This is a genomic window from Pseudarthrobacter sp. NPDC080039 (genome assembly GCF_040702335.1).
Lineage (GTDB): Bacteria > Actinomycetota > Actinomycetes > Actinomycetales > Micrococcaceae > Arthrobacter > Arthrobacter enclensis_A.
Map to the genome: position 1 here is coordinate 217,841 of NZ_JBFBKY010000004.1, position 22,664 is coordinate 240,504.

The 22,664-nt window shown below is 60.4% G+C and carries 18 protein-coding genes and 2 pseudogenes; 8 read left to right on the forward strand and 12 right to left on the reverse strand.

The window, feature by feature from the left end:
• Window positions 1–383, forward strand: a pseudogene (locus tag AB0313_RS06880) (lysozyme M1); the annotation flags it as partial.
• 67 nt (window positions 384–450) lie between these two features.
• Here AB0313_RS06880 and rfbA read toward each other — a convergent pair.
• Both rfbA and AB0313_RS06890 read right to left on the reverse strand, forming a co-directional pair.
• A complete protein-coding gene (gene rfbA / locus AB0313_RS06885) occupies window positions 451–1,320 on the reverse strand; it encodes a glucose-1-phosphate thymidylyltransferase RfbA (RefSeq protein WP_141942217.1) in 870 nt (289 codons plus the stop codon).
• 2 nt (window positions 1,321–1,322) lie between these two features.
• Entirely contained in the window at window positions 1,323–2,588 is a 1,266-nt protein-coding gene (locus AB0313_RS06890) for a hypothetical protein (RefSeq protein ID WP_366304473.1), read from the reverse strand.
• Window positions 2,589–2,825: 237 nt separating this feature from the next.
• On the opposite strand from AB0313_RS06890, the gene rfbB reads away from it, so the two are divergent.
• From rfbB to AB0313_RS06910, 4 genes are read left to right on the forward strand one after another with little or no spacing between them, the layout of a single operon-like run.
• Entirely contained in the window at window positions 2,826–3,824 is a 999-nt protein-coding gene (gene rfbB, locus AB0313_RS06895) for a dTDP-glucose 4,6-dehydratase (RefSeq protein ID WP_141942220.1), read from the forward strand.
• A gap of 3 nt (window positions 3,825–3,827) precedes the next feature.
• Window positions 3,828–5,255: a bifunctional dTDP-4-dehydrorhamnose 3,5-epimerase family protein/NAD(P)-dependent oxidoreductase gene (locus AB0313_RS06900; protein WP_307306835.1), complete on the forward strand. Its 1,428-nt coding sequence runs from the start codon at window positions 3,828–3,830 to the stop codon at window positions 5,253–5,255.
• Between the two features lie 45 nt (window positions 5,256–5,300).
• Complete coding sequence (locus AB0313_RS06905) at window positions 5,301–5,966, forward strand: glycosyltransferase family 2 protein (RefSeq protein WP_307306832.1); 666 nt, start codon at window positions 5,301–5,303, stop codon at window positions 5,964–5,966.
• 12 nt (window positions 5,967–5,978) lie between these two features.
• Window positions 5,979–6,389, forward strand: a complete 411-nt coding sequence (locus AB0313_RS06910) for a DUF2304 domain-containing protein (protein WP_141942223.1) — start codon at window positions 5,979–5,981, stop codon at window positions 6,387–6,389.
• A gap of 286 nt (window positions 6,390–6,675) precedes the next feature.
• On the opposite strand, the gene galE is transcribed toward AB0313_RS06910, so the two are convergent.
• Window positions 6,676–7,707, reverse strand: a complete 1,032-nt coding sequence (gene galE, locus AB0313_RS06915) for a UDP-glucose 4-epimerase GalE (protein ID WP_366304476.1) — start codon at window positions 7,705–7,707, stop codon at window positions 6,676–6,678.
• A 109-nt stretch (window positions 7,708–7,816) separates the two neighbouring features.
• Here galE and AB0313_RS06920 point away from each other — a divergent pair, with 109 nt between their 5' ends.
• The gene (locus AB0313_RS06920; RefSeq protein ID WP_366304478.1) at window positions 7,817–8,560 is read left to right on the forward strand and encodes a glycosyltransferase; all 744 of its coding nucleotides are present in this window, start codon (window positions 7,817–7,819) and stop codon (window positions 8,558–8,560) included.
• 177 nt (window positions 8,561–8,737) lie between these two features.
• On the opposite strand, the gene AB0313_RS06925 is transcribed toward AB0313_RS06920, so the two are convergent.
• Complete coding sequence (locus AB0313_RS06925; RefSeq protein WP_307306823.1) at window positions 8,738–9,622, reverse strand: glycosyltransferase family 2 protein; 885 nt, start codon at window positions 9,620–9,622, stop codon at window positions 8,738–8,740.
• Window positions 9,623–9,750: 128 nt separating this feature from the next.
• Here AB0313_RS06925 and AB0313_RS06930 point away from each other — a divergent pair, with 128 nt between their 5' ends.
• Window positions 9,751–10,671 carry a glycosyltransferase gene (locus AB0313_RS06930; protein ID WP_160147566.1) on the forward strand — a complete coding sequence of 307 codons (921 nt, stop codon included), beginning with the start codon at window positions 9,751–9,753 and terminating at the stop codon, window positions 10,669–10,671.
• Between the two features lie 129 nt (window positions 10,672–10,800).
• On the opposite strand, the gene AB0313_RS06935 is transcribed toward AB0313_RS06930, so the two are convergent.
• Window positions 10,801–11,727, reverse strand: a complete 927-nt coding sequence (locus AB0313_RS06935) for a glycosyltransferase family 2 protein (RefSeq protein ID WP_160147567.1) — start codon at window positions 11,725–11,727, stop codon at window positions 10,801–10,803.
• A gap of 362 nt (window positions 11,728–12,089) precedes the next feature.
• Here AB0313_RS06935 and AB0313_RS06940 point away from each other — a divergent pair, with 362 nt between their 5' ends.
• Window positions 12,090–13,076, forward strand: a complete 987-nt coding sequence (locus tag AB0313_RS06940; protein WP_366304481.1) for a hypothetical protein — start codon at window positions 12,090–12,092, stop codon at window positions 13,074–13,076.
• Window positions 13,077–13,345: 269 nt separating this feature from the next.
• Here AB0313_RS06940 and AB0313_RS06945 read toward each other — a convergent pair whose 3' ends face one another.
• From AB0313_RS06945 to AB0313_RS06975, 7 genes and pseudogenes are all read right to left on the reverse strand, one after another.
• Window positions 13,346–15,292, reverse strand: a complete 1,947-nt coding sequence (locus AB0313_RS06945; RefSeq protein ID WP_366304483.1) for a DUF6541 family protein — start codon at window positions 15,290–15,292, stop codon at window positions 13,346–13,348.
• A complete protein-coding gene (locus AB0313_RS06950) occupies window positions 15,252–17,291 on the reverse strand; it encodes a DUF6541 family protein (protein WP_366304485.1) in 2,040 nt (679 codons plus the stop codon). The genes AB0313_RS06945 and AB0313_RS06950 overlap by 41 nt, the downstream gene beginning before the upstream one ends.
• A 25-nt stretch (window positions 17,292–17,316) precedes the next feature.
• Complete coding sequence (locus tag AB0313_RS06955) at window positions 17,317–18,069, reverse strand: ABC transporter ATP-binding protein (RefSeq protein ID WP_366304487.1); 753 nt, start codon at window positions 18,067–18,069, stop codon at window positions 17,317–17,319.
• 1 nt (window position 18,070) lies between these two features.
• Window positions 18,071–18,940: an ABC transporter permease gene (locus AB0313_RS06960; protein WP_141942242.1), complete on the reverse strand. Its 870-nt coding sequence runs from the start codon at window positions 18,938–18,940 to the stop codon at window positions 18,071–18,073.
• Window positions 18,941–20,932, reverse strand: coding sequence for a glycosyltransferase (locus AB0313_RS06965; RefSeq protein WP_141942243.1), 1,992 nt, complete (start codon window positions 20,930–20,932; stop codon window positions 18,941–18,943).
• A complete protein-coding gene (gene glf, locus AB0313_RS06970; RefSeq protein WP_141942245.1) occupies window positions 20,929–22,116 on the reverse strand; it encodes a UDP-galactopyranose mutase in 1,188 nt (395 codons plus the stop codon). The genes AB0313_RS06965 and glf overlap by 4 nt, the downstream gene beginning before the upstream one ends.
• Before the next feature lie 123 nt (window positions 22,117–22,239).
• A pseudogene (locus tag AB0313_RS06975) lies at window positions 22,240–22,536 on the reverse strand (N-acetyltransferase); the annotation flags it as partial.
• Window positions 22,537–22,664 lie beyond the last annotated feature (128 nt).

A 22,664-nucleotide genomic window follows, 5' to 3' on the forward strand; every position in this document is an offset into this window, starting at 1 on the left:
ACGGAGCCATCATCTGGTCCACCGCCACAGGAGCCCAGGTCTCCCCCAACGGACCCATCCGCAGCGCCTGGCAGGCCAGCGGCTTCGAGGGAGGCACCCTGGGCTACCCGACCGGACCGGTAACCTGCGGACTGAAAAACGGCGGCTGCTACCAGAACTTCCAAAACGGAGCCATCATCTGGTCCACCGCCACAGGAGCCCAGGTCTCCCCCAACGGACCCATCCGCAGCGCCTGGCAGGCCAGCGGCTTCGAGGGAGGCCCCCTCGGCTACCCGACCGGACCGGTAACCTGCTCTGCTGATGGGCAAAGCTGCACCCAGTTCTTCCAGGGAGGTCGGATCGACTGGACCGCAACTGCCGGCGCCAAGATCACTCGGCAGTAAGGTAACAGCAAAGAAAATGTCGATGGCGCCCCGCAAGCGGGCCGCCATCGACATTTAAAATTGATACTTACGCGCCGTGCTCCAGCAGGTCAATCAAGTATTGGCCGTAACCACTCTTGATGAGCGGTGTGGCACGTTCGCGCAGTTCCTCATCAGTGAGAAAACCAAGTCTCCACGCGATTTCCTCCGGAGCACCGATCTTCAGGCCCTGGCGGTTTTCGGTGGTGCGGACGAAGTTCGAGGCGTCGTTTAGGTCATTGAAGGTGCCGGTGTCCAGCCAAGCGGTGCCGCGGGGGAGAATCTCGACCTGCAACTTCTCGCGCTCCAGGTAGGTGCGGTTTACGTCGGTTATCTCGAGTTCGCCGCGCGGCGAGGGCTTGAGGTTCTTCGCGATATCGACCACATCGTTGTCGTAGAAATAAAGGCCGGGCACTGCGTAGTGGCTCTTGGGTTTTGCCGGCTTCTCTTCAAGGGAGATCGCCTTCCCATCAGGGCCAAATTCCACAACGCCGTACGACGTGGGGTCCGCTACCCAGTATCCAAAGACAGCGCCGCCGTCGATATTTTCGAAGCGGCGGAGCTGCGTGCCCATACCCGGACCGTAAAAGATGTTGTCCCCGAGGACCAACGCCACCGGCTCGTTTCCGATATGTTCGGCACCCAGAATGAAGGCCTGCGCCAGCCCGTCAGGAGACGGCTGCTGGATGTACGTCAGGCTCACCCCGAATTGTGATCCATCCCCCAGGAGCCGCTGGAACTGCTCGGCGTCGTGCGGAGTGGTAATGATCAGGATGTCCCGTATGCCCGCGAGGATCAGGGTTGAGAGCGGGTAGTAGATCATCGGCTTGTCGTAGACCGGAACGAGCTGCTTGCTGACACCAAGCGTGATCGGGTGGAGCCTCGATCCCGTTCCGCCGGCGAGAATGATTCCTCGCACGCTCACCTTCTTTCGTTGTCGTTGGTTCGCAATCGGTTACACGATATCGCTACTCGCCCGTACTCCCAGCCGCGAGGTGCTACGAATGCCGGCACTTCGGCGAGCTGCGGGTCGGAAGCACATGCGGATCGTCCCGCCAAAACCTGCTCTCCCCACGATGGGCCGTCTGCCCTGGAACTGGTGGGTGGAAAGAATCCGAGGAACAGAATGGTGGCAAGTATTGTCGCGCAACTGTTTTGCCATGTGATTCCGCGGCGCAGGGAGGGCACCGGGGCTACAGGCCTCTCCGTTTCGCGACGCCAATGAAAACGGCCCGACGCCAGCGCCAGCGCCCCAAGTGCAAACATGGCCGGAGCAACTGCGTACCGCAGGAAGTCGAACTTCAGCCACTCCTGGTTCGTAAACGACGAATAATTCATAAATGCGCGGTTGTTGAAAACTTGGGCGGCAAACCAGAGGGCCGCGGAAACTCCGACGGACGCCAGCACGGCCACAAGCGTTGCGCGCCCATTGAATGCTGCGGCGACAGCAGGAGCCAATAACAACGCTACGGGGACCAGGAGCAGAGCTCCGCCGAAGTAAGTCCACGCGACGCCTACGCTGGACGCTGAACTTTCGACGCTCGACATACCTCCCTGCAGAAGCCACCCGATAATGACGCTTCCAAGGTCCCACGGCACTGCGTCCTGTGAGACCGAGCGCGGGAAGCTGACGTAGGTGATGAATTGCAGGGCAAGACCCAGGAGCAGGCCGACCGACCCGCCCCATTGACGCCGGGTGCGAACGGCAAGCCAGATAAGAGGTACAAAAAGAACCGTTTGGATCTCAGTGGTGGCGGCCACGAAAGACACAAGTACAAGCAGGATGTTGGACGAACGGCGCCGGGATTGATGTATGAGAATCCACGGGGTCAGCCACAGCATGTACCAATGAAGGTTGGCTGTATTTCCCATGACCTCAAGAGGTGCAACGGGTAGGAGTGCGGGTATCCCCGCGAGTAACAGCCGGCTCCAGACCGACGGAATATGTGACCGGCTAAGGAAGAAGACAGCCACGCCGACAAGCCCGACGCACGCGCAGGACAGCCACGAGATCCGCTCGGCGTATCCTTCGAGCGGACCCATACGAAGGGATAAGTGAGCCAGAAGCCGCGGAAGTAGATGGAGATATCCGTCATACGGGTCCATAAGGCCGCTCAGGAACCGGCTGTCCATCGCCTGACGAAGGAAGATGCCGCCATCCTCCGCCCAGAGGGTCTCCCTGGTCAATCCAGGAAGTCTGATCCAAGCCAGGAGTGTGAGGGCTGCAGCACCCAGAACGGCTGCGGCGAAGGCCCGGAATCCGTTCCTCGATACAGCGAGAGTCCCGCGGAACGCCCTCGGCAGACGGGGCGTTCCGGGAGCATCGACAAGCCGCGGTGGACGCAGCTGGCCAGCCGGCAAGTTCAAGTCGGACGTCCCTTCATTCAAACAATGTTCAAAGCCTATCGGCTACGATCTTGAATCATGCAACGACTCCTCGTCACCGGCGGCGCCGGCTTCATTGGTTCCAATTTCGTCCACTACGTTCTTGAAAACACCGACCAGCAGGTCACCGTTCTGGACAAGTTGACGTACGCCGGCAACCTGGAATCGCTTAAGGGTCTGCCCGAGGAACGTTTTACGTTCGTTCATGGCGATATCGCCGATGCTGCCCTCGTGGATCAGCTGGTTGCCGAGACCGACGTCGTGGTGCACTATGCAGCCGAATCGCACAATGACAACTCCCTGCATGACCCCCGCCCCTTCCTTGATACAAACATCATCGGGACCTACACGCTGATCGAGGCTGCCCGGAAGCACGACAAGCGGTTCCACCACATCTCAACCGACGAAGTCTACGGCGACCTTGAGTTGGATGATCCTGAACGATTCACGGAGCAAACGCCGTACAACCCGTCCAGCCCATATTCTTCAACCAAGGCCGGCTCGGACCTGCTGGTCCGCGCCTGGGTGCGTTCCTTCGGCCTGCAGGCGACGATCAGCAACTGTTCCAACAATTACGGCCCGTACCAGCACGTGGAGAAGTTCATTCCACGGCAGATCACCAACATCATCGATGGTATCCGGCCGAAGCTTTACGGCAAGGGCGAGAACGTTCGTGACTGGATTCACGCCAACGACCACTCGTCTGCCGTGCTGGCCATCATCGCCAAAGGCAAAATCGGTGAGACGTACCTCATCGGCGCCGACGGTGAGAAGAATAACAAAGATGTAGTCGAGCTGATCCTCAAGCACATGGGCCAGTCACCGGATGCCTATGACCATGTCGTGGACCGGCCCGGCCACGACCTCCGGTACGCCATCGATTCCACCAAGCTCCGCACGGAGCTCGGTTGGGAACCGCAATTCTCCAACTTTGACGCCGGCATTGAGGCCACAATTGCCTGGTACCGCGACAACGAAGACTGGTGGCGACCCCAGAAAGCCCTCACCGAAGCCAAGTACAAGGAACAGGGCCAGTAAGACATGTCTATTGAGTTTTCAAAAAAGCTGGTTGCCCACGAAACACCAATACCAGGCGTTGTCCTTTACGACCTGCCGGTGCACGGTGACAACCGGGGGTGGTTCAAGGAAAACTGGCAGCGGGAAAAGATGGTGGCCCTTGGGCTGCCGGACTTCCGTCCAGTTCAGAACAACATCTCGTTCAACGAGAAAGCAGGCACCACACGCGGCATCCACGCCGAGCCATGGGACAAATTCATTTCGGTAGCCACCGGCCGGATCTTTGGCGCTTGGGTGGACCTCAGGGAAGGGCCGTCGTTCGGTGCGGTTTTCACCGCCGAACTCGATGCCAGCCAGGCCATCTTCATCCCCCGGGGCGTCGGCAACGCTTTCCAGACCCTCGAAGACAACACCGCCTATACGTATCTCGTCAATGACCATTGGTCAGCTGACGCGCAGGGCCAGTACACTTTCCTGAACCTTGCCGACGAGACGGTGTCCATTCCGTGGCCTGTGCCCCTTGGGCAGGCCGAACTTTCCGACAAGGATAAAGCGCATCCCCGCCTTCAGGACGTTGCGCCGATGCAGGCTAAGAAAACCCTCGTGCTGGGCGCAAACGGTCAACTCGGCAAGGCACTGCAGGACGCCTACGATGGCGATCCATCGGTGGAATTCGCAGGCCGGAACGAGTTTGATCTGGCCTCGCCTGATTCCGGCTCAGGCCTGAACTGGAAGAACTACTCCACAATCATCAACGCTGCCGCGTACACGGCCGTGGACAACGCGGAAACCGCGGAAGGCCGGGAAGCCGCCTGGAATGTGAACGTTAAGGGCGTGGCCAACCTGGCCCGCATCGCCATCGAAAACAACCTGACCCTGGTCCATGTCTCCTCGGACTACGTCTTCGACGGCACAAAGTCATCCGCGTACGTGGAGGATGATCCGGTCTGCCCGCTCGGGGTGTATGGCCAAACGAAGGCAGCCGGCGACGCTGCCGTGAGCCTGGTGCCCCGGCACTACATAGTTCGCACCAGCTGGGTAATCGGAGACGGGAATAATTTCGTCCGGACAATGGCCGCACTTGCCGGAAGGGGCATCAAGCCTTCCGTCGTAAACGATCAAATCGGCCGCCTGAGTTTCACCGCGGACATTGCTGCAGGCATTAAGCACCTGCTGGACACTGACGCGGAGTACGGCACCTACAATCTTTCCAACGACGGCGAGCCGTTGTCCTGGGCGGCCATCGCCGCCCTGGTGTACGAATCGTGCGGCGCTTCGCCGGATGCCATAACCGGCGTGAGCACCGAGGAGTACTTTGCGGGCAAAGCTGCGGCGCCCCGTCCGCTCAACAGCGTCCTCGACCTGTCAAGGATCAAGTCAGCAGGATTCTCTCCCGTGGATCAGCTCCAGCGTCTTCGCGAGCTGCCGCTCATGTCATCGAGTGTTCGGTGAGTGCTGCGCGTCGGGGTGTTTGTGGTTGTGTGAGAGGATAGTGCGGTGAGTAAGACGTGGGTTGTCATTCCGATGTACAACGAGGCAACCGTTGTTGGCAAGGTCATCGAAGGCCTGTTGGGGACCTTTCCAAACGTAGTGTGTGTTGACGACGGCAGCCGTGATGGTTCTGTAGTTGTAGCCCGCAACGCGGGCGCGGTTGTGGTAGAGCATCCTGTGAACCTTGGCCAGGGTGCGTCGCTGCAGACGGGGATTGAGTACGCGCTGCAGGACCCCCAGACCGACTCCATTGTTACCTTTGACGCCGATGGGCAGCACCGCGTGGAAGACGCCGTGGCCATGGTGGAGCGCTTGCGAACGGAATCGCTGGATGTGGTGCTCGGTTCGAGGTTCCTGGATTCCAGGACGAAACTGACGGCCATGAAGCGGCTTGTACTGAAGGTCGCTGCGCTGCAGATGAAGTTGTCCACGGGACTGGACCTGACCGATGCCCACAACGGGCTGCGTGTCCTGGGCAGGGATGTTGCCAGCCGCATTCAGCTTAGACAGAACCGCATGGCGCATGCGTCGGAACTGGTCCACCAGTTGGCGGCCTTCAAGGTGAGGTACGTGGAACACCCGGTGCACATCATCTATACGGACTATTCGAAGGCCAAAGGCCAGTCCCTGCTCAATTCGGTGAACATCGTTGCCGACCTGTTCTTCAAATAGGAGGGCCAACCCTTGATCTTCATAGTCCAGCTTGTTCTGGTCATCGCAGTAATCTTTGTGTCGCTGGCCCTGATGCGCGGTGGGTCGAATACGCGGCACCTGGCGATCCGGCGGTTGCTGCTGATGGTTTTTGCCTTCGCCGCCGCAATCTCTATCTTCCTCCCCGACCTGCTGACTCGCGTGGCGCAGTTCCTGGGCATCGGGCGTGGCACGGACCTGGTCCTTTATGCCCTGATCTTCTGTTTCTTCGTCTTCATGTCAACGACGTACCAGCGGTTCCGGCAGTCAGAGTTCGCGCTGACGCTCCTGGCGAGGCGAATGGCCCTTGACGAGGCCCCCCGCCCGTGGCTGGAGGACGACCGTCCACGCCTGCAGGCTCCAGTCAAACAGCAGCCCACCGCAGCATCCGGGTCTGAACGCTGACACGGAATTTCACCGGCAGGGGTGCGGCGTTTGGCCGTCCCGCCGTCGGAACGTTCCTGGAAGGCTGACACGCGTCAGCTGCAACGCCAGGCGCCAAGGGCCTGAGCACGGTTTAGACCGGCTCAGGCCCTTCGGCGTAATTGCGGTTCTTTTCGTCTTCCACCAATGGTGCAGCTCCAAGGCACGGGTAGGGCGGCAGCCGGCCGGCCGGGAGCATCACGCAAACGCCAGCCGGCCCGCAGGCCCTCGATCTACCCGCCCAGGGGCTCGAAGAAGCTTCCGTCCGTCAGATTGGCTGGGACGACAGCGCCGTGTAGCCGGAGGGATTGGATTCCTGCCACCGCCAATGGTCCGCACACATGGCTTCGAAGGACCGTTCAGCCTTCCACCCCAACTCGCGCAACGCTTTGGACGGGTCGGCGAGGCTAACAGCGACATCACCGGGCCGGCGGTCCACGATTTCAAAGGGCACCGGGCGGCCCGTGACTTTGGCAAAAGCATCAATGACCTCCAGCACGGACGTCCCCCGCCCCGTGCCCAGGTTCCATGTGAACAGGCCTGAATTGCTTTCCAGGTACTGCAGCGCGGCCAGGTGCCCGGCGGCAAGATCCACCACGTGGATATAGTCCCTAACCCCAGTTCCATCCGGGGTGTCGTAGTCGTCGCCGAATACCCGCACCAGGGGGCGCATACCTACCGCGACCTGCGCCACAAAAGGCAGCAAATTGTTTGGCGTGCCCACCGGGTCTTCACCGATACGGCCTGAATCATGCGCGCCGGCGGGATTAAAGTAGCGCAGGACAGCGACCCGCAACGTGGGGTCCGCTGCTGCCACGTCCTCCAGAATCTCTTCGATCTGCTGCTTGGTGCGGCCATACGGGTTTGTGGCGTTGCGCCGCATCCCCTCGAGCAAGGGAAGCGGATTCTGGGGGTCGTAGACGGTGGCCGACGAACTGAACACGAGGCGGGTGACACCATGCTTTTTGAGGGCCGCTAGCAGGTTCAGTGTGCCCACTACATTGTTCATGTAGTACTCATAGGGGATTTGGGCTGACTCCCCCACGGCCTTCAATCCAGCGAAATGGATCACCGCATCCGGCTGGAACTCCCCCACCGCTGCTTCGAGTGCATTTGTGTCCAGAAGATCGGCCCAACGCGTCTTCACGGGCACGCCGGCAAGCTCTTCAACCCGTTCAAGCGACACCGGGCTGGCGTTGCGCAAGTTGTCGTAAACCATGACCTCGTGCCCGTGCTCAAGTAATTGCAAGACAGTGTGGGAGCCAATAAAGCCAGCCCCGCCGGTAACCATAATCTTCATGTCTTCAGGCTATCGGCACAGAGCCGCCCACGTTCAATCGGGCACGACCACATACCTGCCCATTGCTATGATGGGGGACGCCCCACACCCAACCCGCCGGAGAATATGCATGCCCACACGACCGGTCGTATCCGTCTGCATGGCGGCTTATAACGGCGCACAGCACATCCACGAGCAGCTCGATTCCATCCTCGCGCAGCTGACCGAGCACGACGAAGTGATCATTGTCGACGATGGTTCTACAGACGGCACCCGCGAATGGCTCACCAACATGCGCGACCCCAGGGTGAAAGTCCACTTCAACGAATCCAATCTCGGGTATGTCCGCAACTTCGAAAAGGCACTCGGACTCAGCACCGGAGAGATTGTCATGCTCTCCGACCAGGACGACCTCTGGCTGCCCGGACGGGTGGACGCCCTTGTCCGGGCACTTGATGGCGCAGAGGCCGTCGCCTCAAATTTCAGCTACTTCGAAGGCACGCCGCGGAAGCTTGAGCAGCTGCGCCTCAAACAGGGCACCGGTGGTCACAGGGTCCGGAACCTTATCCGGCTCTGGATCGGCATCATTCCCTACTACGGTTGCGCCATGGCCTTCCGCCGGACCTTCATCCAAAGCAGCCTCCCCTTTCCCCCGTTCCTCTACGAAACTCACGACCAGTGGCTCGCTATGCTCGCCAACGTCAGAGGAACCATGGCCCACCTCGAACTCGAAACCCTCAGCCGGCGGCTTCACGCAAATAACACAACACCCAAAACCTTCAGAGGCATCCCAACCATTCTGAAATCACGCTGGATGCTCAGCAAGGCCTTTGTTGAGGCAGTGAAGCGGCGCAAAGGTCCTCGGCCCGCTTAGCGCTTGGCGCTGCTTGACGTATTCGCAGCGACCATCAGGGTGGTCACGGAGCTACCGGCGTCGGCAACAGCTCTGGACCTGCGACCCCCATTGCCTTTCAGGTCGATAACAACGAAAAAATGTAGAGGGGCGGCGCCTTCCCGGCGCCGCCCCTCTACATGCTGAGTTGCTGGAAGCTTAGGCCACCACGTGCTTGAGAAGCTTCTGCACCGCCGCACTGTTGCCGGCCGCAAGGCCCTTGCCCACGAGGGAGGCAGCGTTGAGCCTGCTCATAAGGTGGGTGGTCGCGGCACGTGCGGCCTTCGTCCAGCCGCGGGCTTTAAACCGTTCCGCCTGGTCCTGGAAGAATCGCCGCTCCTCTTCAAACCGGCGCCCGTCAAGGGCACGGACCGAGGAGTCGGATGCGGAATGTCGACGGTACAGGAAAGCGAGCTCGGGATCCACGACCATAGCACCGCCTCGGTCCGCGACATCGAGGAGCATGGCCAGGTCCTGCACGACATCCAGTCCCTCTGTGAACCCGATCCCCTGCACAACCTCCGCACGCCATGCAAGCGACGGGAAGTAGGTCCAGTTCGCACGCAGGAGACTTGCAGCCAGGTCCTCGTTGGCGAGCACCAGCGGCGCTGATGTCTGGGGTGCGCACGCCTTCTTGACACGATCCACGAGCGGATTAACCGCGATGCCGTTCTCGTCGATCACCTGGACACCCGGCTGCACGATTGCAGCTTCCGGGTGGGCCTCAAAGGAGCGAACAACGACGTCGAGATAGTTGGGCAGCATAATGTCGTCGGCACCCATGATGACCACAATAGGAGCCTCCGCCTGCGAGAGGGCCTTGCGGTAGTTTCCGTTGGCTCCCAAATTCTCAGCATTCTTTTGGTACGAAACCCTCGGATCATCAATGCCGGCAAAAAACTCTTCGGGCTCCTTGCTCGGGTAGCCGTCATCGAAGACCCGCAGGCGCCAATCATGGAAATGTTGAGCCATGACGCTGTTGGCAGCCTTCTTCATAAGTCCCACGTCCCCGTAATAGGGCAGCATGACGTCGACTACGGCCATAGAGAGATCCTCCCACCATCGTTGTTGCGCCAGACGGCGCCTGACCATGCTACCGGACCGAGCGCGTTCGCATCCGCCGATAGACTGGAACGAACAGCCCGAGATCAAGGCTCCTGGAAGGAACACCATTGCCGCAGCAGGACTCCGTCGTCGCCGTACTGTCACTTTTCAACCCTCCAGCTGAAGTCGTCGAGCGGGTCCGGAGGCTACAGCGCCAAGTGGACAACGTGGTGGTTGTCGACGACGGCTCACCCTCACCCGATGCCCGCACCTTTGAACAATTGGCGGACGTTGCCCAGGTCATAAGGCTCGGCGAGAACAAAGGCATCGGCGCCGCCCTTAACGCTGGAATACAGCATGCGCGGGCCGCTTGGGATCCGGCGTGGCTGCTAACGCTCGATCAGGACTCCGAGATCGGCCCGCATTTTATCGAGCGCGCGCTGGAGACTGCGCAACGCGCCACGGGCGCTGGGATTAAAGTGGGTGCGGTCACACCAGAGACACACAACGGAACGCGCATCGACATGCTTCCCGGGAAGGACGAATTCGGGGAAGGCTTCGACCCGATGCAGTCCGGCACACTTATTTCCGCCACAGCGCTGGACCACGTGGGCCTCCTCGACGAGGCGCTCTTTATCGATGCTGTTGATTCGGAATACACCGCGCGGCTGCGACAGCACGGCTATCGCCTCATCACGGGCGATGGCTGCGACCTCTCCCACACCCTGGGGCAAGCACGTCCGATGAAGTTCCTGGGTCTCCGCGTAAAGATCGCCGGACGCGAGCTGAACGTTTATTACCATGCCCCATTCCGCGTCTACTACATGGCGCGGAACAGCATTCAATTGACCCGCAAATACCTTCTTGGCCAGCCGGCTTGGATTTTCAAGCGGGTGGCACTTGAAACCATCTTCCACCTGATACGCGTGACATACGGACCCAACCGGATGGCGCTGCTCAAGGCTGTTGTCCTCGGGACACGCGATGGGCTTCGGGGGCGTCGAGGACGAATCCCGCAGGACGTCCAGGACAAGCTCACGGCTCCCTAAGGCTGCCCACAGGAGGCAGAAAAGCATGGGCCTGCTGGCCCGAACGCGCGGAACAGCTGCCACCTGTTCAACGCAATCCGGGCTCAGCTGGCATTGATGCACCACCGCTGGCAGCGCCAGGGACGACAGCTATTTGAGCGCGTTGATCCCCAGAGCCTGGCGGCCCTCCCGGGGCAGGGTCGCGACCAGGCCGCCGGGCGCAATGCGCCGCGGCCGGCGGGAGACTCCGTGGAACCATCCTCGGGCCGCAGCTGAAACCCACCCCAGCTTGTTCTCGGCCTTGACAGCCTGCTCGAGGGTCTGAATGGCCAGGCCGCCCAGGTTGATGATCTTTGAGTTCCGATCAGTGTCCTTTTCCCGCACGTACCACAGGGTGTTTCGGATGTGGTAGTAAAGGCGCGGCCCCATGTCGGCCGTCGTGCCCTTGGCAACGGGATGGTTGACCATGCTCGCCGGAACGGTCATTGCGAGCCCCATACGGGACAGTCTGTGCGTGTATTCAGAGTCGTCGATCCAGATAAAGAAGTCGACGAACGGAAGGTGGGTCTCCCTTGCGAAGTCCAGGTTGACCAGCACGCCAACAAAGGTAGCGGTGTCGATCGCCACGCCGCCGGCGGCATTCGCATCCATGTGCCGCTTGGCATCTGTCGTAATGACCGGAGGGTTGCGGGTGTTGAAGACGTCGCGTCCGTGCGTAACCAGGGAAGCCAGAACCGAGGGGCGAGGCTCCATGCCCTGGAACGCTTCCTTCAGTGGCGCGAAGGCATCCAACTCCGGTTCGGCGTCGTCATCCATCAGCCAGGCAGCCTCATGGCCTTTCGCCATGGCAATGTCCAGTCCCCAAGCGAAACCGCCGGCGCCGCCCAGGTTCTTGCCCGTCTCGAACAGGGTCACATTTGGATGGTTCTTTCGCACGTAGTCCGCGCTGCCGTCCGTTGAACCGTTCTCGACCACGATGATCTCGTCCAGCGGTTCGCTCTGGGACTCCAGCGCGACAAGGCACTTTTCTAAAAGCTTTATTCGGTTGTATGAAACGACAACGGCCGCAAACGTCAATGCATCTCCTAAGTGCGGGGCCAGTCCAAGCAGTCTATAGGACGGACCCCTTCAGCCCGTCGCCTAGAATCGAAGGGTCCCCCTCGAACAGGAGTCCCGTGTCCATCAGAGCAGGATCTGCCCACATTCGCCGCCTGATCAGCTTCGCCGCTACGGTTGGGGCGTCGACTGTCGTGAGTCTGGTCACAGTTCCCCTGATCATTGGCCGGACAAGTGCTGCGGCTTGGGGCAGCCTGGCAGTCATACAGACAGGAGCCATCCTCTTCGGCGTTCTCGTTGCCTTCGGGTGGGGAACGACTGGTGCGGCCACTGTGGCCAGCATGCCGCGGGAGGCGAGGCCTGCGATGTATCTGGAATCACTCGTGTCACGGGCCTATCTCTTCATCTTCACGCTTCCAATCATGATCGTGGTGATGCTCTTGATTTCACCCGCAGGCGTCGGCGTAGTGATTGCTGGATCCGTTGCCTATCTGCTGCCTTTCCTTGGGGCGACATGGTATTTCATAGGTGAGGCCCGTCCGCTCCGGCTCTTCCTGCTCGATGCCCTCCCCCAAATGGTGGGGGTTATGGTTGGCTTCCTTGTACTCAGCGTGACCGGGGAACTTGCCCACTTCCTTATCGCCCTGGCCGTTCTCACGGCTGTGGGGGTGTTCCTGTCCAGCGCGGTAATCCTTCGGGGCCTTCCTGCCAATACGAGAGTCGATTTGGGGCTGAGGCCGGCGATGGCCCGCCTTGCACCGCAGCGCCATGGCGTAATTACGGCCGGGACCACAAGTCTCTACGTGACCTTGCCCCTTCTCGCCGTCTCCGCGCTTGCCCCGGCCGCCACCCCTCTGTACGCCATGGGCGACAAACTCTTCAGGTTCGGCCTGGTGGCCTTCTCTCCGGTACTGCAGGTCATTCAGGGCTGGGTTCCAGAGGGAGGACCGGTAACCGTCGCCCACCGTGCCCGGCGGGCAGCCATAATTGGCCCCTTGTTCGGCCTGCTCGGCGGGGCAGTCATAACACTCGCCACACCCACCGTCGCCGGCATGCTCTCTCACGGCGAACTCAGGCTCACAATGGCCCAGGCGCTCCCTTTTGGCCTCATGTTCACCGTCGTTGCCTGCACGCAGATTATCGGCCTGGCATGCCTGGTTGCGATGAATCAGTCAAAGGCCCTGGCCAGTTCCACAGTGCTCGGTGCTATAGCAGGAGTTCCCCTCATTCTCGGCGCCGCCTACTTCCTCGACGCTTGGATTGTGGCGTGGGCAGTCGTCGTATCGGAACTCGTTGTCCTTGCCTACCAGGCGTATGCGCTCCGCCGGCAGCTGAGCCGGCAGAAGGTCACGGCGCCCAGCGTGGTGTGACCAGGGCGCGAGTCCGACCGTGGGTCAACAATGGCCTTACCTCGGAGACCGGCAGACCCCGTGAGCTTGTTGTGCACGTTATTTGGGGTCCAAGATGCTGCTGGTGGCCGGCCCACGTTGCGCGGGCACCCCCAGGCCTCCAGCAGCTTCTCCGGGGGCCCGGTGTTCCTGGCTGTGCAGCAGTGCGCCTTCTCCGCCATCAGAGGCTGATGAGTGGTTTCTTTCGGGCTGTCCACACAAGCTGGCCGGGAGGTACCGGCGGTCAGAGACTACGACGCAGCACAAGCCGTGATCCGGAGCAGGCGTGCGCCGCCGTGCTGCCTTATCACTTCCGCAACGCCCTTTGTGTCCAGCCCCAAGAGGCCGTCGTAGGGGTGGTTTCCCCCGCCGATCTCGTCCCTGCCGAAATCGAGCACGTACCGGAGTCCAAGTCTGTTGACAGCTCCGCACACCCTTGGGTCCCACCGCGCATCGTCAAGCTTTTTGTTGACGAGATCCACATCGGGAAGGGTAGCCGACAACATATGAAGCTGCAGAGTCTTTCGCTGGCCAAATGTGTACGCGAGAGCAGTCCCCGTCCAGGGATTCCCGGCCAGGACCTCGCCGTCAGGAACGAGGGAAGGCAACTCGTCCAAAAGCTCCTTTTCATCCCGGTTCAGGAGGGGGGACGTATCCGAAAGCGAGTACTTGCCTTGGGCCGAGTAGACCTGATGGACGACGTTTGTTGCCTGCCCAATCAGAAAAACGAGCACAAGCAACCCTGCGACCTGTGGACTGGAGAAGCGCCGTCCCTTCCATGCAAGCAAGGGCTGCAGTTTGTGAGTCATGGAGACCACGGCCCACGACACTACAGGTATTGCTGCTATGGGAAGCAGGGCTGCCAGCCTGTACGAGTCGGCATACCAAGGGCCGGCAACTGTTCTCCGGAAGGGAAGAGCATCGATTGCCGCCACGTTCACAAACAGGTATGCCCCAACCGCGAACAGGCCTGCCACCCAGCGCCGTTCAGGCGACCTAAGCAGGTAGAAAAGGCCCAGCAAGATGAACACCGCGATGATTGGCGTGGAAGCCTGCCCAAGCGGTGCCACCATGATGGCCTCCCCAATGGCCTGTGCACGCATTTCGACGGGGTTCCAGTAGGAGGAAGGATCCGGCCGAACAAATTTCCAGAGCAAAAGCGTGAACGCCAACGCTGCTGCGGCAGCAACAACCAGATACGTTCGCTGGCGCCGCCCGGCCATCTGCCACCTGCGCCACAGGAATACCAGGAACATCGGCCATGTGAAGGCCACAAGGGAATGCAGGGCGCTCGGGTGGGCGAGAGCAAGGCCCGGTAGCCCAAGGCAAAGCAAAAGCGCTGCCGACGAGGGAACCAGTTCCGGGGCTGCAGAAACCCGCAACAGCTGGACCATAAGGCCGAGGGCCGCTGGCAGGAGGGCAACGGCCAGATGATTCGGATACAGTACGCCAAAATCCAGAAGGAGCAGCGGGAAGGCTGCGAAAGCTCCGGAGGCCACTCCGGAGACCACGGTGAGGAGACTGGATTTCCCGAGCAGTTGGCGGCAGAGATAGACACAACCGGGGACCCAGACCGCCATGGCAACTACGGCCGACACCGCGAAAATGGCAACCGGCGCCGTCTGGCCACTGAGCGCCATGGTGAGACTGACGATGCCGTGCCATGCAGCGGGGTAAAAGGCGGAGCCGTTCAGTTGTCCCAGCGTGAGACTTGACGCTGAACGTGTTTCCTTTATCCATGTCAGGGCGTTCAAGTGAAAAACGTCATCAATGGTCTGTGAGAACGCTCCTGGATGTCCCCATGAAACCAGTAGAGTGCCGCCCACCAGCACGGCGCCCAAACCGATACCCACTGCCGAAAATCGCGGCCAATCTCCCTGGACCCGGAGTGAGCCGGGCGGCATGAGAACCCGCAAAACGCTCAGGAGGACGCAGGCAATCAGTGCAGAGCCGAAAAATTGCAGGCCGCCCCACGGGATCCCACAGAGCGCGAGAACCACAGCAGAAACCGCGACGACGGACACGCTCAGCAAAGGAGCCGCAACCAGCAGCCCCAAGCCGCGCAGCTTCCATATCCAGCCCATCACGAGCCCGGGAAGGAACAACACGGCAAGAGCCGCTAACGCAGCCACCAAAGCGGACAACCACTCCACCTTCTCATTGCCCCTGTTCTTTATTGGCCGTTGGCACCGCGGCACCGCCGCACACGTCGAGCTTTAGTAGACGGGCGCTGCCTTCTTGGTCGATGACATGCGCAACACCGGCCGTGTCCAGCCCCAGCAGCCCGTCATAGGCTTCGTGCCTGAAATTGCGGAACTCCCTTGTTCCGAAATCGAGCACGTATCCCACTTTGAGGCGGTCAACGGCTGGGCAGACCTGTGGATCCCATCGGGCATCACGCAGCTTTCCGTCGACCATCCTCATGTCGTCACTCACCGTCGACAACGTGTGCAGTTCAGGGGTGCGGCGACCTGTGTAGGCGTAAACGAGTGAGGCTCCCGTCCATGGATTCCCGGCGATGACCGCATCCTTCGGAACGTGCTCTGCAACGCGCATGAGCAGATGCTCCTCATCGGTACTCAGGAGCTCCGATTGGTTGGTCTGGTTATATCCGTTCTGCGCGTCCCACACTGCGGCCCTCATGTTTCCCAGTTGGCCCTCGGCGGCGAAAAGGAAAACGAAAACGATCAAAACGACGGACTGAACAGACACGCGGGATGACTGAATCGGGCGCGCAAGCGCGGCAAGGCGCGCGAAGCGACGTTCGACGTGCCCGCTGTGCAGGAAAGTGTCGACCACCCTCCCAGCACGGACCAGGAACCAGTCGAATCCGACCAGAACAATCGGTGCCATCACGACCGGCAAGAGAGCGGCCACGCGGAAGGCATCGTTGTACCACACGCCCGTGATGTACTCACGGAACGGTACGCGGTCAAAAGACGAAACGGCGACGAACAGGAAAGCTGTCACGACAAACAGGGCCAACAGCCAACGCAGTGGCGCAACCCTTGTCACGAGAACAAGACCACCGAGAAGGCCGCCCGCTATGAACAATCCCACCGCGCCTCCCATGGGTGCCGCGAGGAATATTTGCCCTAAAGACTGTGCCAGGGATTGGACGGGGGGCCCGATGGAGTCCACAGCTTCCGGCCGAAGCGCGCCCCATAAGGCAACGGTAGCCGCGCCGGCCAGGACGAGAACGACGACGGCGATGGTCCTCGCACGCTTCTCGGGCATCCCTGCAAGAAAGCGGCGCGCGGCCCGTCGGTGAGCCATGATCACCAGCGGCCAACCCATGGCGATCAGGGCCATAACGGCACCTGGATGAGCCAGTGCCAGACCTGGAGCACCGATTATGAGGCATAGGAGAGCGAGCCCCTCAAATTCTCCCTTAAGGTCAGACGAGAACCCAAGCATCCTCACCACCAAAGCAAGCGCGAGCGGCAACAAGGCTGTCGAGTAAAGATTGGGATACAAGACCCCCCACATCGCCAGAAGAATTGGCTGTGCGGGGAAGGACGCGGCGACCAGCCCGGCGAGGATTCCCACCCTCGGCGATCGGGGGCACACCTGTCTTGCGAGCAGGAGCACGGCTGCGGGCCAGACGGCTGCCGCCGTGACAATGCACAGCGAAGATACTGCAACGGGTACGGAGACACCCGCAAATTCAACAATCAAGGCGCCGAGTGTGTGCCAAGCCGCAGGGTAGAAAGGAATTCCCGTCATTCCACCCAACTGCAGGGACGAGGCGAAGCCCGTCTCCACTATGTAGCGGATGGCGTTCAGGTGGAAGATATTGTCGGCAGTTTGGGAAATATGTTGTGGTTGTCCAAACATCCGCATGAATTGGATCGAGGCAACAAGGGCTCCCAAAGCAAGGCCGATAATGTCCGTCCGTATCCGCCCTGGGTAGCCGCCCCGAAAGTCAGATGAGGCGCGCCCTGCAAGCCTGCCGACCACGGCAGACGCAGCGGCGAAGACCAGGGCGGCGACGATGAAGCCAGTCTTGTCCCAGCGAAGGCCAAGCAATTGGAAAAGGACAGGGCCGACGGCCACCACCGTGGTGGTGAACAGGGGCGCGAGGGCATAGAGCGTAATTCCCCGAAGCCGTAGTCCCAACCCGACCAGAACACCTGGGACGAAAACAACGGCGAAGGCAACCAGGAGCGACGGTACTGCGGGTAACCACGTCAACATGCGGCTCCCCCACACCAACCTGCGGTCATGCGTCCAGGCTCCGGCCGCGGAGTTCGCCGACCACGTCGTGCACTTCGCCGTCCATGATCACCTTGCCGTGCTCAAGGAGGACCCCGCGTTCACATATCGTCGACACCAGATCAAGGTCATGGCTCACCACAAAGAGCGTTTTGCCCTTCTCAGCCAGTTCTTTGATCTTGGCGATGCACTTGCGCTGAAAAGGCTCGTCACCCACGGCAAGAATCTCGTCGATCAGGAAGACCTCGGGATCGGTATGGACGGCGATGGAGAAGGCCAGCCTCAGGTACATGCCCGACGAGTAGAACTTGACCTCGGTATCAATGAATTCTCCGATCTCTGAGAATTCGACAATTGATTCAAACATGTCGTCTATTTGCTTTTCCGACATGCCCAGGATGGCACCATTGAGGTAAACGTTGTCCCGGCCGCTGAGGTCGTGGTGGAATCCGGCTCCTACTTCGATCAGGCCAGCTACCCTGCCACGTGTTCGAACGCTTCCGCCGTCGGGCTGCAGCACTCCGGAAATCAATTTAAGCAGGGTGGACTTGCCTGAACCGTTGAGTCCCAGAAGTGCGACAGTTTCACCTTTGCGAACTTCAAGGGACACGTCATTGAGTGCCAGGAATTTCTTGGACAGGTCGCCTTTGCGGCCCTTGACAAGCCAGACCAAAGCTTCCTTCAGGGAACGGGTATGCCGCAGAACAAATTGTTTTCGGACGCCAACACAACTGATGGCGACGGGGCCGAACGAAGTCATTTCAGAGCTCCTGGGCAAAATGTACGGAGAGCCGGCGGAACGTCAACTGCCCAAGGAAAAGCACCACTAGGGTCACCACCATCGACACCGGCAGCCAGACGGTAAACAGGTTGGGCGGAATTGTGCCGGTAACAACCTGGTCGGCTTTGAGCGTGGGCTCCCAAAAAGCCCAATGGAATACTTCGACGGCAGTTGTCATGGGGTTCAGCTGGTAGAGCCAGTACCATGGGCCCATTGCGCGTTGCACCATGGACCAGACGTACAACACCGGTGACGCCCAGGTGACCACCATGACGATCATGTCGACGATGTTCTCAGAGTCGCGGAAGTACACGTTGACGGCCCCGAACATCAGTCCGAGCCCTGTGGCCAGCACCGAAACCATGATGAAGATCAGGACAACTGCAGCCAGCTGCAGCACCGACGGAGCCCAGCCCACCAGGAGACACGCGCCAATCAGAACGATCATTTGTGGCAGGAAGTGGGCTGCAGAGACCCAAACGGTGGCTACAGGGAAAAGCTCCCTCGGCAGATAGATCTTCCTGATCAGGTCCCGGTTGTCGACGATGGACCGCGTCGAGTTGGACAGGGCTTCGGTGAAGAAATTCACGAGGACTATTCCGGCGAACAGGTAGATCGCGTAATTGGGCGTTCCGTGCTCAAGGTTAAGGAAGATGCCAAGCGCGATGAAGTAGATCAAGAACTGCATGAGCGGCTTTACATATGACCACAGCAACCCGAGCACAGATCCGCGGTAGCGGATCTTGATCTCCTTGCGCACCAGCAACTTCAGGAGGAAGCGGTCACCGTATACATCGAGCAGGCCGCGTCCGCTCCCGGGCCGGACGAATCCGTCAACTTTCCCGGCCATCTAGTTTCCGTTCCTGCCATCGAGCCCAAAGGTCTTCTTCCAGGCTGCGAGGGATGTGATTTCAGGGACCGCCGCCCGGTACTGCTCACCCAACTTGTCCCAATCGCGGAACAGCCGCAAATGCAACCGGCTGGCTTCAGCCAGCATGGACTTGAGTTTCTTTGGATCCCGTTTGTACCAGGACGCACCGGTACCCTCAGCATTGGACACGATCACGCTGTCGTAATGGGCAAGCCTGAACCAGCGATTGTCCCGGTGCGCCAGGAAACCCTGGGGACGCTCAGCACTCTCGGGTGCGGGGTTCTTGACCAACTGCCGCGACACGGTCTTTATCCCCCACTGCACCAGGTCCTTCTTGGCCGGCATGCCGATAGGGGCTCCGCTTACAGGGCCCCGACCCAACTTGGGCGCCGGGAAATCGTCGACGTTTTCCTTGAGCTGGGCGTCTGAGTACTGGTCTTTCAGCGCGTTGATTTCCGGCAGCTTCGAAGCCAAAACCTTGTGGAGTTCCGCCGGTCCCTTGAAGATGTCCTGGAGCGCTTCAAGCCTGCCGTGCTGGGTGAAGTACTGCATGGACACGAGGTGCTTCACGTCGGCCTGTACTGATTCACGCAGAACGCGGCCGCCCTTAGGGTACGGACTGTGGATCAGGGTGGTGATCAGCCGGTTCCGTTCGTGGAAGTAAGCCTGCCAGCCGACCATGTCGTCTTTGTCCGCCCAGGAAACGTGCCACACGGCAGCGCCGGGAAGGGAGACGGTTGGATATCCTGCTTCCTTGGCGCGCAGGCCGTATTCGGCGTCATCCCATTTGATGAAGAGCGGCAGCGAGAGACCGATCTCCTTGATGACCTTTGTGGGGATCAGGCACATCCACCAGCCGTTGTAATCAACGTCCACCCGGCGGTGCAACCAAGCCGTCTGCCGGAGATTGGCGACCCCGAAGTCGTGTCGAAGCTCCATGTCCGCGTGCGGCTGCGCCGGCACGATCCGGAACGGATCCACGACCTCACCAAAGGTGTGCAGCACGCTGCGATTGTACAAATCGAACATATGGCCGCCGATGATGGCGGGGGTGCGGCACCGATCGGCGAAGATCAGCATGCGGCCAATGCTCTCGGGCTCCATGACGATGTCGTCGTCAAGGAGCAGGACGTAGTCGCTGCCGTTCTCAACCGACTCGTACATGCCCCGGGCGAAACCGCCTGAACCGCCGAGGTTCGGTTGGTTGATGATGCGCAGCTTGCCGCCCAAGGACTTTTCGACCTCAGCGAACCCGTCCTGCTCCTCCACCTTCTGGGTGCCCTGATCCACGATCAGGACTTCCTTGACGTTTGCGAGAGCCTCCGGATTGTCCGCCAGGATCCGGGCATTATTCAGGCAGAAATCAGGCTTGTTCATGGTGGTTATTTCCAGCGTCACCTGTCCGCTGGCGCGAGGAACCTCAAAGGTCTCCCACATGCCGCTTTTTAGGACCAGATCCGTGGAACTTGCCGCAAGATCGAACCAGTACCAACCACCGTCGCCAAAGGGTTTGAGCGAGAGTTCGAAAACAGAGGTTGCGTCCCCATCCACATGCCGCCCATCTACCCGCTGAACGGAGCCACGGGCGTTCGACTTATAGACGGTAACGGCGCCGGTCCCGGACGTCTCGACCACGAGGCGGATGTCCCGCACTGAGGTCCAACGCCGCCAATAGCTGGCCGGAAAGGCGTTGAAGTACGTCCCAAAGGAAATTTGCTCACCGGACCGGACACGCATGGACTGCCTCGAAAGCAGATCTTCGAAACGCGCCGGGCGACTGCCCGAGCTGAACATCTGCAGCTTCTCTTCAGGCAACTTGGGCGTGCGGGCGAGTTCGTCGTTTTCCCGCAGACGAATACCGCTGGCAGGCCCTGCATCGACGTATAGCGGGATGGTGTCTGTTTGGTCGGCGGACGGGAGGATCACTCTCTGAAGAGCGCTCCATGAGGATGACTCTTCAGGTGTCGTCATGCGTCCACGCCTCCGCTTTCCAGCTTGACGCCGCTTTCGAAGTGCGGCCGGATCTTGTTGTCAAACATGCTCAGCGCAGAACCGATGGCCATGTGCATGTCAAGGTACTTGTAGGTGCCCAGCCGGCCACCGAACAGGACGTCCTTTTCAGCCGCGGCAAGGTCGCGGTACTTGAGGAGGCGCTCCCTGTCAGCTGAGGTGTTGACCGGGTAGTAGGGTTCGTCACCCTTCTCCGCGAAACGGGAAAACTCGCGCATAATCACCGTTTTTTCGGTCTGGTAATCGCGCTCCGGGTGGAAGTGGCGGGGTTCGATGACGCGGGTGTAGGGAACGTCGGCATCGTTGTAGTTCACTACGGAGGTGCCTTGGAAGTCACCCACCTCAAGCACTTCTTCTTCAAAGTCGATAGTGCGCCAGGAGAGGTCACCCTCGGCGTAGTCAAAGTACCGGTCAACCGGGCCGGTGTAGACCACGGGGATGTTGCCCACAACCTTGTTCTTGCTGTATTCGTGGGACTCATCGAAGAAATCGGTATTGAGCCTTACTTCGATGTTGGGGTGCTCGGCCATCTTTTCGATCCACGCCGTGTAGCCGTTGGTCGGCAGGCCTTCGTACTTGTCGTTGAAGTACCGGTTGTCGTAGTTGTAGCGCACGGGCAGCCGCGAAATGATGCCCGCCGGCAGGTCCTTGGGATCCGTTTGCCACTGCTTGCCCGTGTAGTGCTTGATGAACGCCTCATAGAGGGGGCGGCCAATGAGCTGGATGCCCTTGTCGTTCAGGTTCTGGGGGTCCGTGCCGGCCAGTTCACCAGCCTGCTCCTGGATGAGCTCCTTCGCCTGGCCAGGAGTGAGGTTTGCCCGGAAGAACTGGTTGATGGTTGCCAGGTTGATGGGCAGGGAGTACACCTCGCCCTTGTGGACGCCGTAGACCTTGTGCACGTAGTCGGTGAAGGTGGTGAACCTGTTGACGTACTCCCACACGCGCTCATTCGACGTGTGGAAAAGGTGGGCGCCGTACCGGTGGATTTCAATCCCGGTCTGCTCTTCCTTTTCGCTGTACGCGTTCCCGCCGATGTGGTGGCGGCGGTCGATGACGACGACCTTCAAGCCGAGCTCGGTGGCGGCCTGTTCTGCGATTGTCAGGCCAAAAAAGCCGGACCCTACGATGACGAGGTCAGCGGTCACAAAATCTCCTGGTTCGAATGCGGGCAGCGCCATGGTGCGCATTGTCTGCTGCTCTAGCCTACCCGAGGGACTGCAGGACCAGTCGAATCGGCATCCGCGCGTGAGCCCCACCACAGGCGGCTGTCATACTGCGCGCAGCTTCCCTTCGTTTTCGATGTAGACCTCCCCGAGGACGGGGCAAACCCAGTGTCCGCCCTCCTCCTGGAGGGACCGCCCCGCTTTGCCGACCCAGCCGATCCGGCGGGCCGGCACCCCTGCAACGAGGGCAAAATCAGGCACGTTCCTTGTCACGACGGCACCTGCAGCGACCATGGCCCACGCGCCGATGGTCACTGGCGCTACGCAGACGGAGCGGGCCCCAGCCGAGGCTCCTTGCCGGGTGGTCACGCAGACCTAATTCCAGTCTTCCTCCGTTTTCAGTCCCGCAGATGGGCCGCCTCCCTGATCTAGGCGATATTCCACACCTTGCTGCCTGCCCCTATCCGCGCCTGGGCATCAACTTCCAGGCACCCCACCCGGCAGCTTTATCCACATAGCTCCCGAACCGA

Coding starts and splice junctions, on each gene's coding strand:
- rfbB (WP_141942220.1), top strand. CDS start 2,826: ATGCAACGACTCCTCGTCACCGGCGGCGCCGGCTTCATTGGTTCCAAT.
- AB0313_RS06900 (WP_307306835.1), top strand. CDS start 3,828: ATGTCTATTGAGTTTTCAAAAAAGCTGGTTGCCCACGAAACACCAATA.
- galE (WP_366304476.1), bottom strand. CDS start 7,707: ATGAAGATTATGGTTACCGGCGGGGCTGGCTTTATTGGCTCCCACACT.
- AB0313_RS06920 (WP_366304478.1), top strand. CDS start 7,817: ATGCCCACACGACCGGTCGTATCCGTCTGCATGGCGGCTTATAACGGC.
- AB0313_RS06925 (WP_307306823.1), bottom strand. CDS start 9,622: ATGGCCGTAGTCGACGTCATGCTGCCCTATTACGGGGACGTGGGACTT.
- AB0313_RS06950 (WP_366304485.1), bottom strand. CDS start 17,291: ATGTTGACGTGGTTACCCGCAGTACCGTCGCTCCTGGTTGCCTTCGCC.
- AB0313_RS06955 (WP_366304487.1), bottom strand. CDS start 18,069: ATGACTTCGTTCGGCCCCGTCGCCATCAGTTGTGTTGGCGTCCGAAAA.
- AB0313_RS06960 (WP_141942242.1), bottom strand. CDS start 18,940: ATGGCCGGGAAAGTTGACGGATTCGTCCGGCCCGGGAGCGGACGCGGC.
- AB0313_RS06965 (WP_141942243.1), bottom strand. CDS start 20,932: ATGACGACACCTGAAGAGTCATCCTCATGGAGCGCTCTTCAGAGAGTG.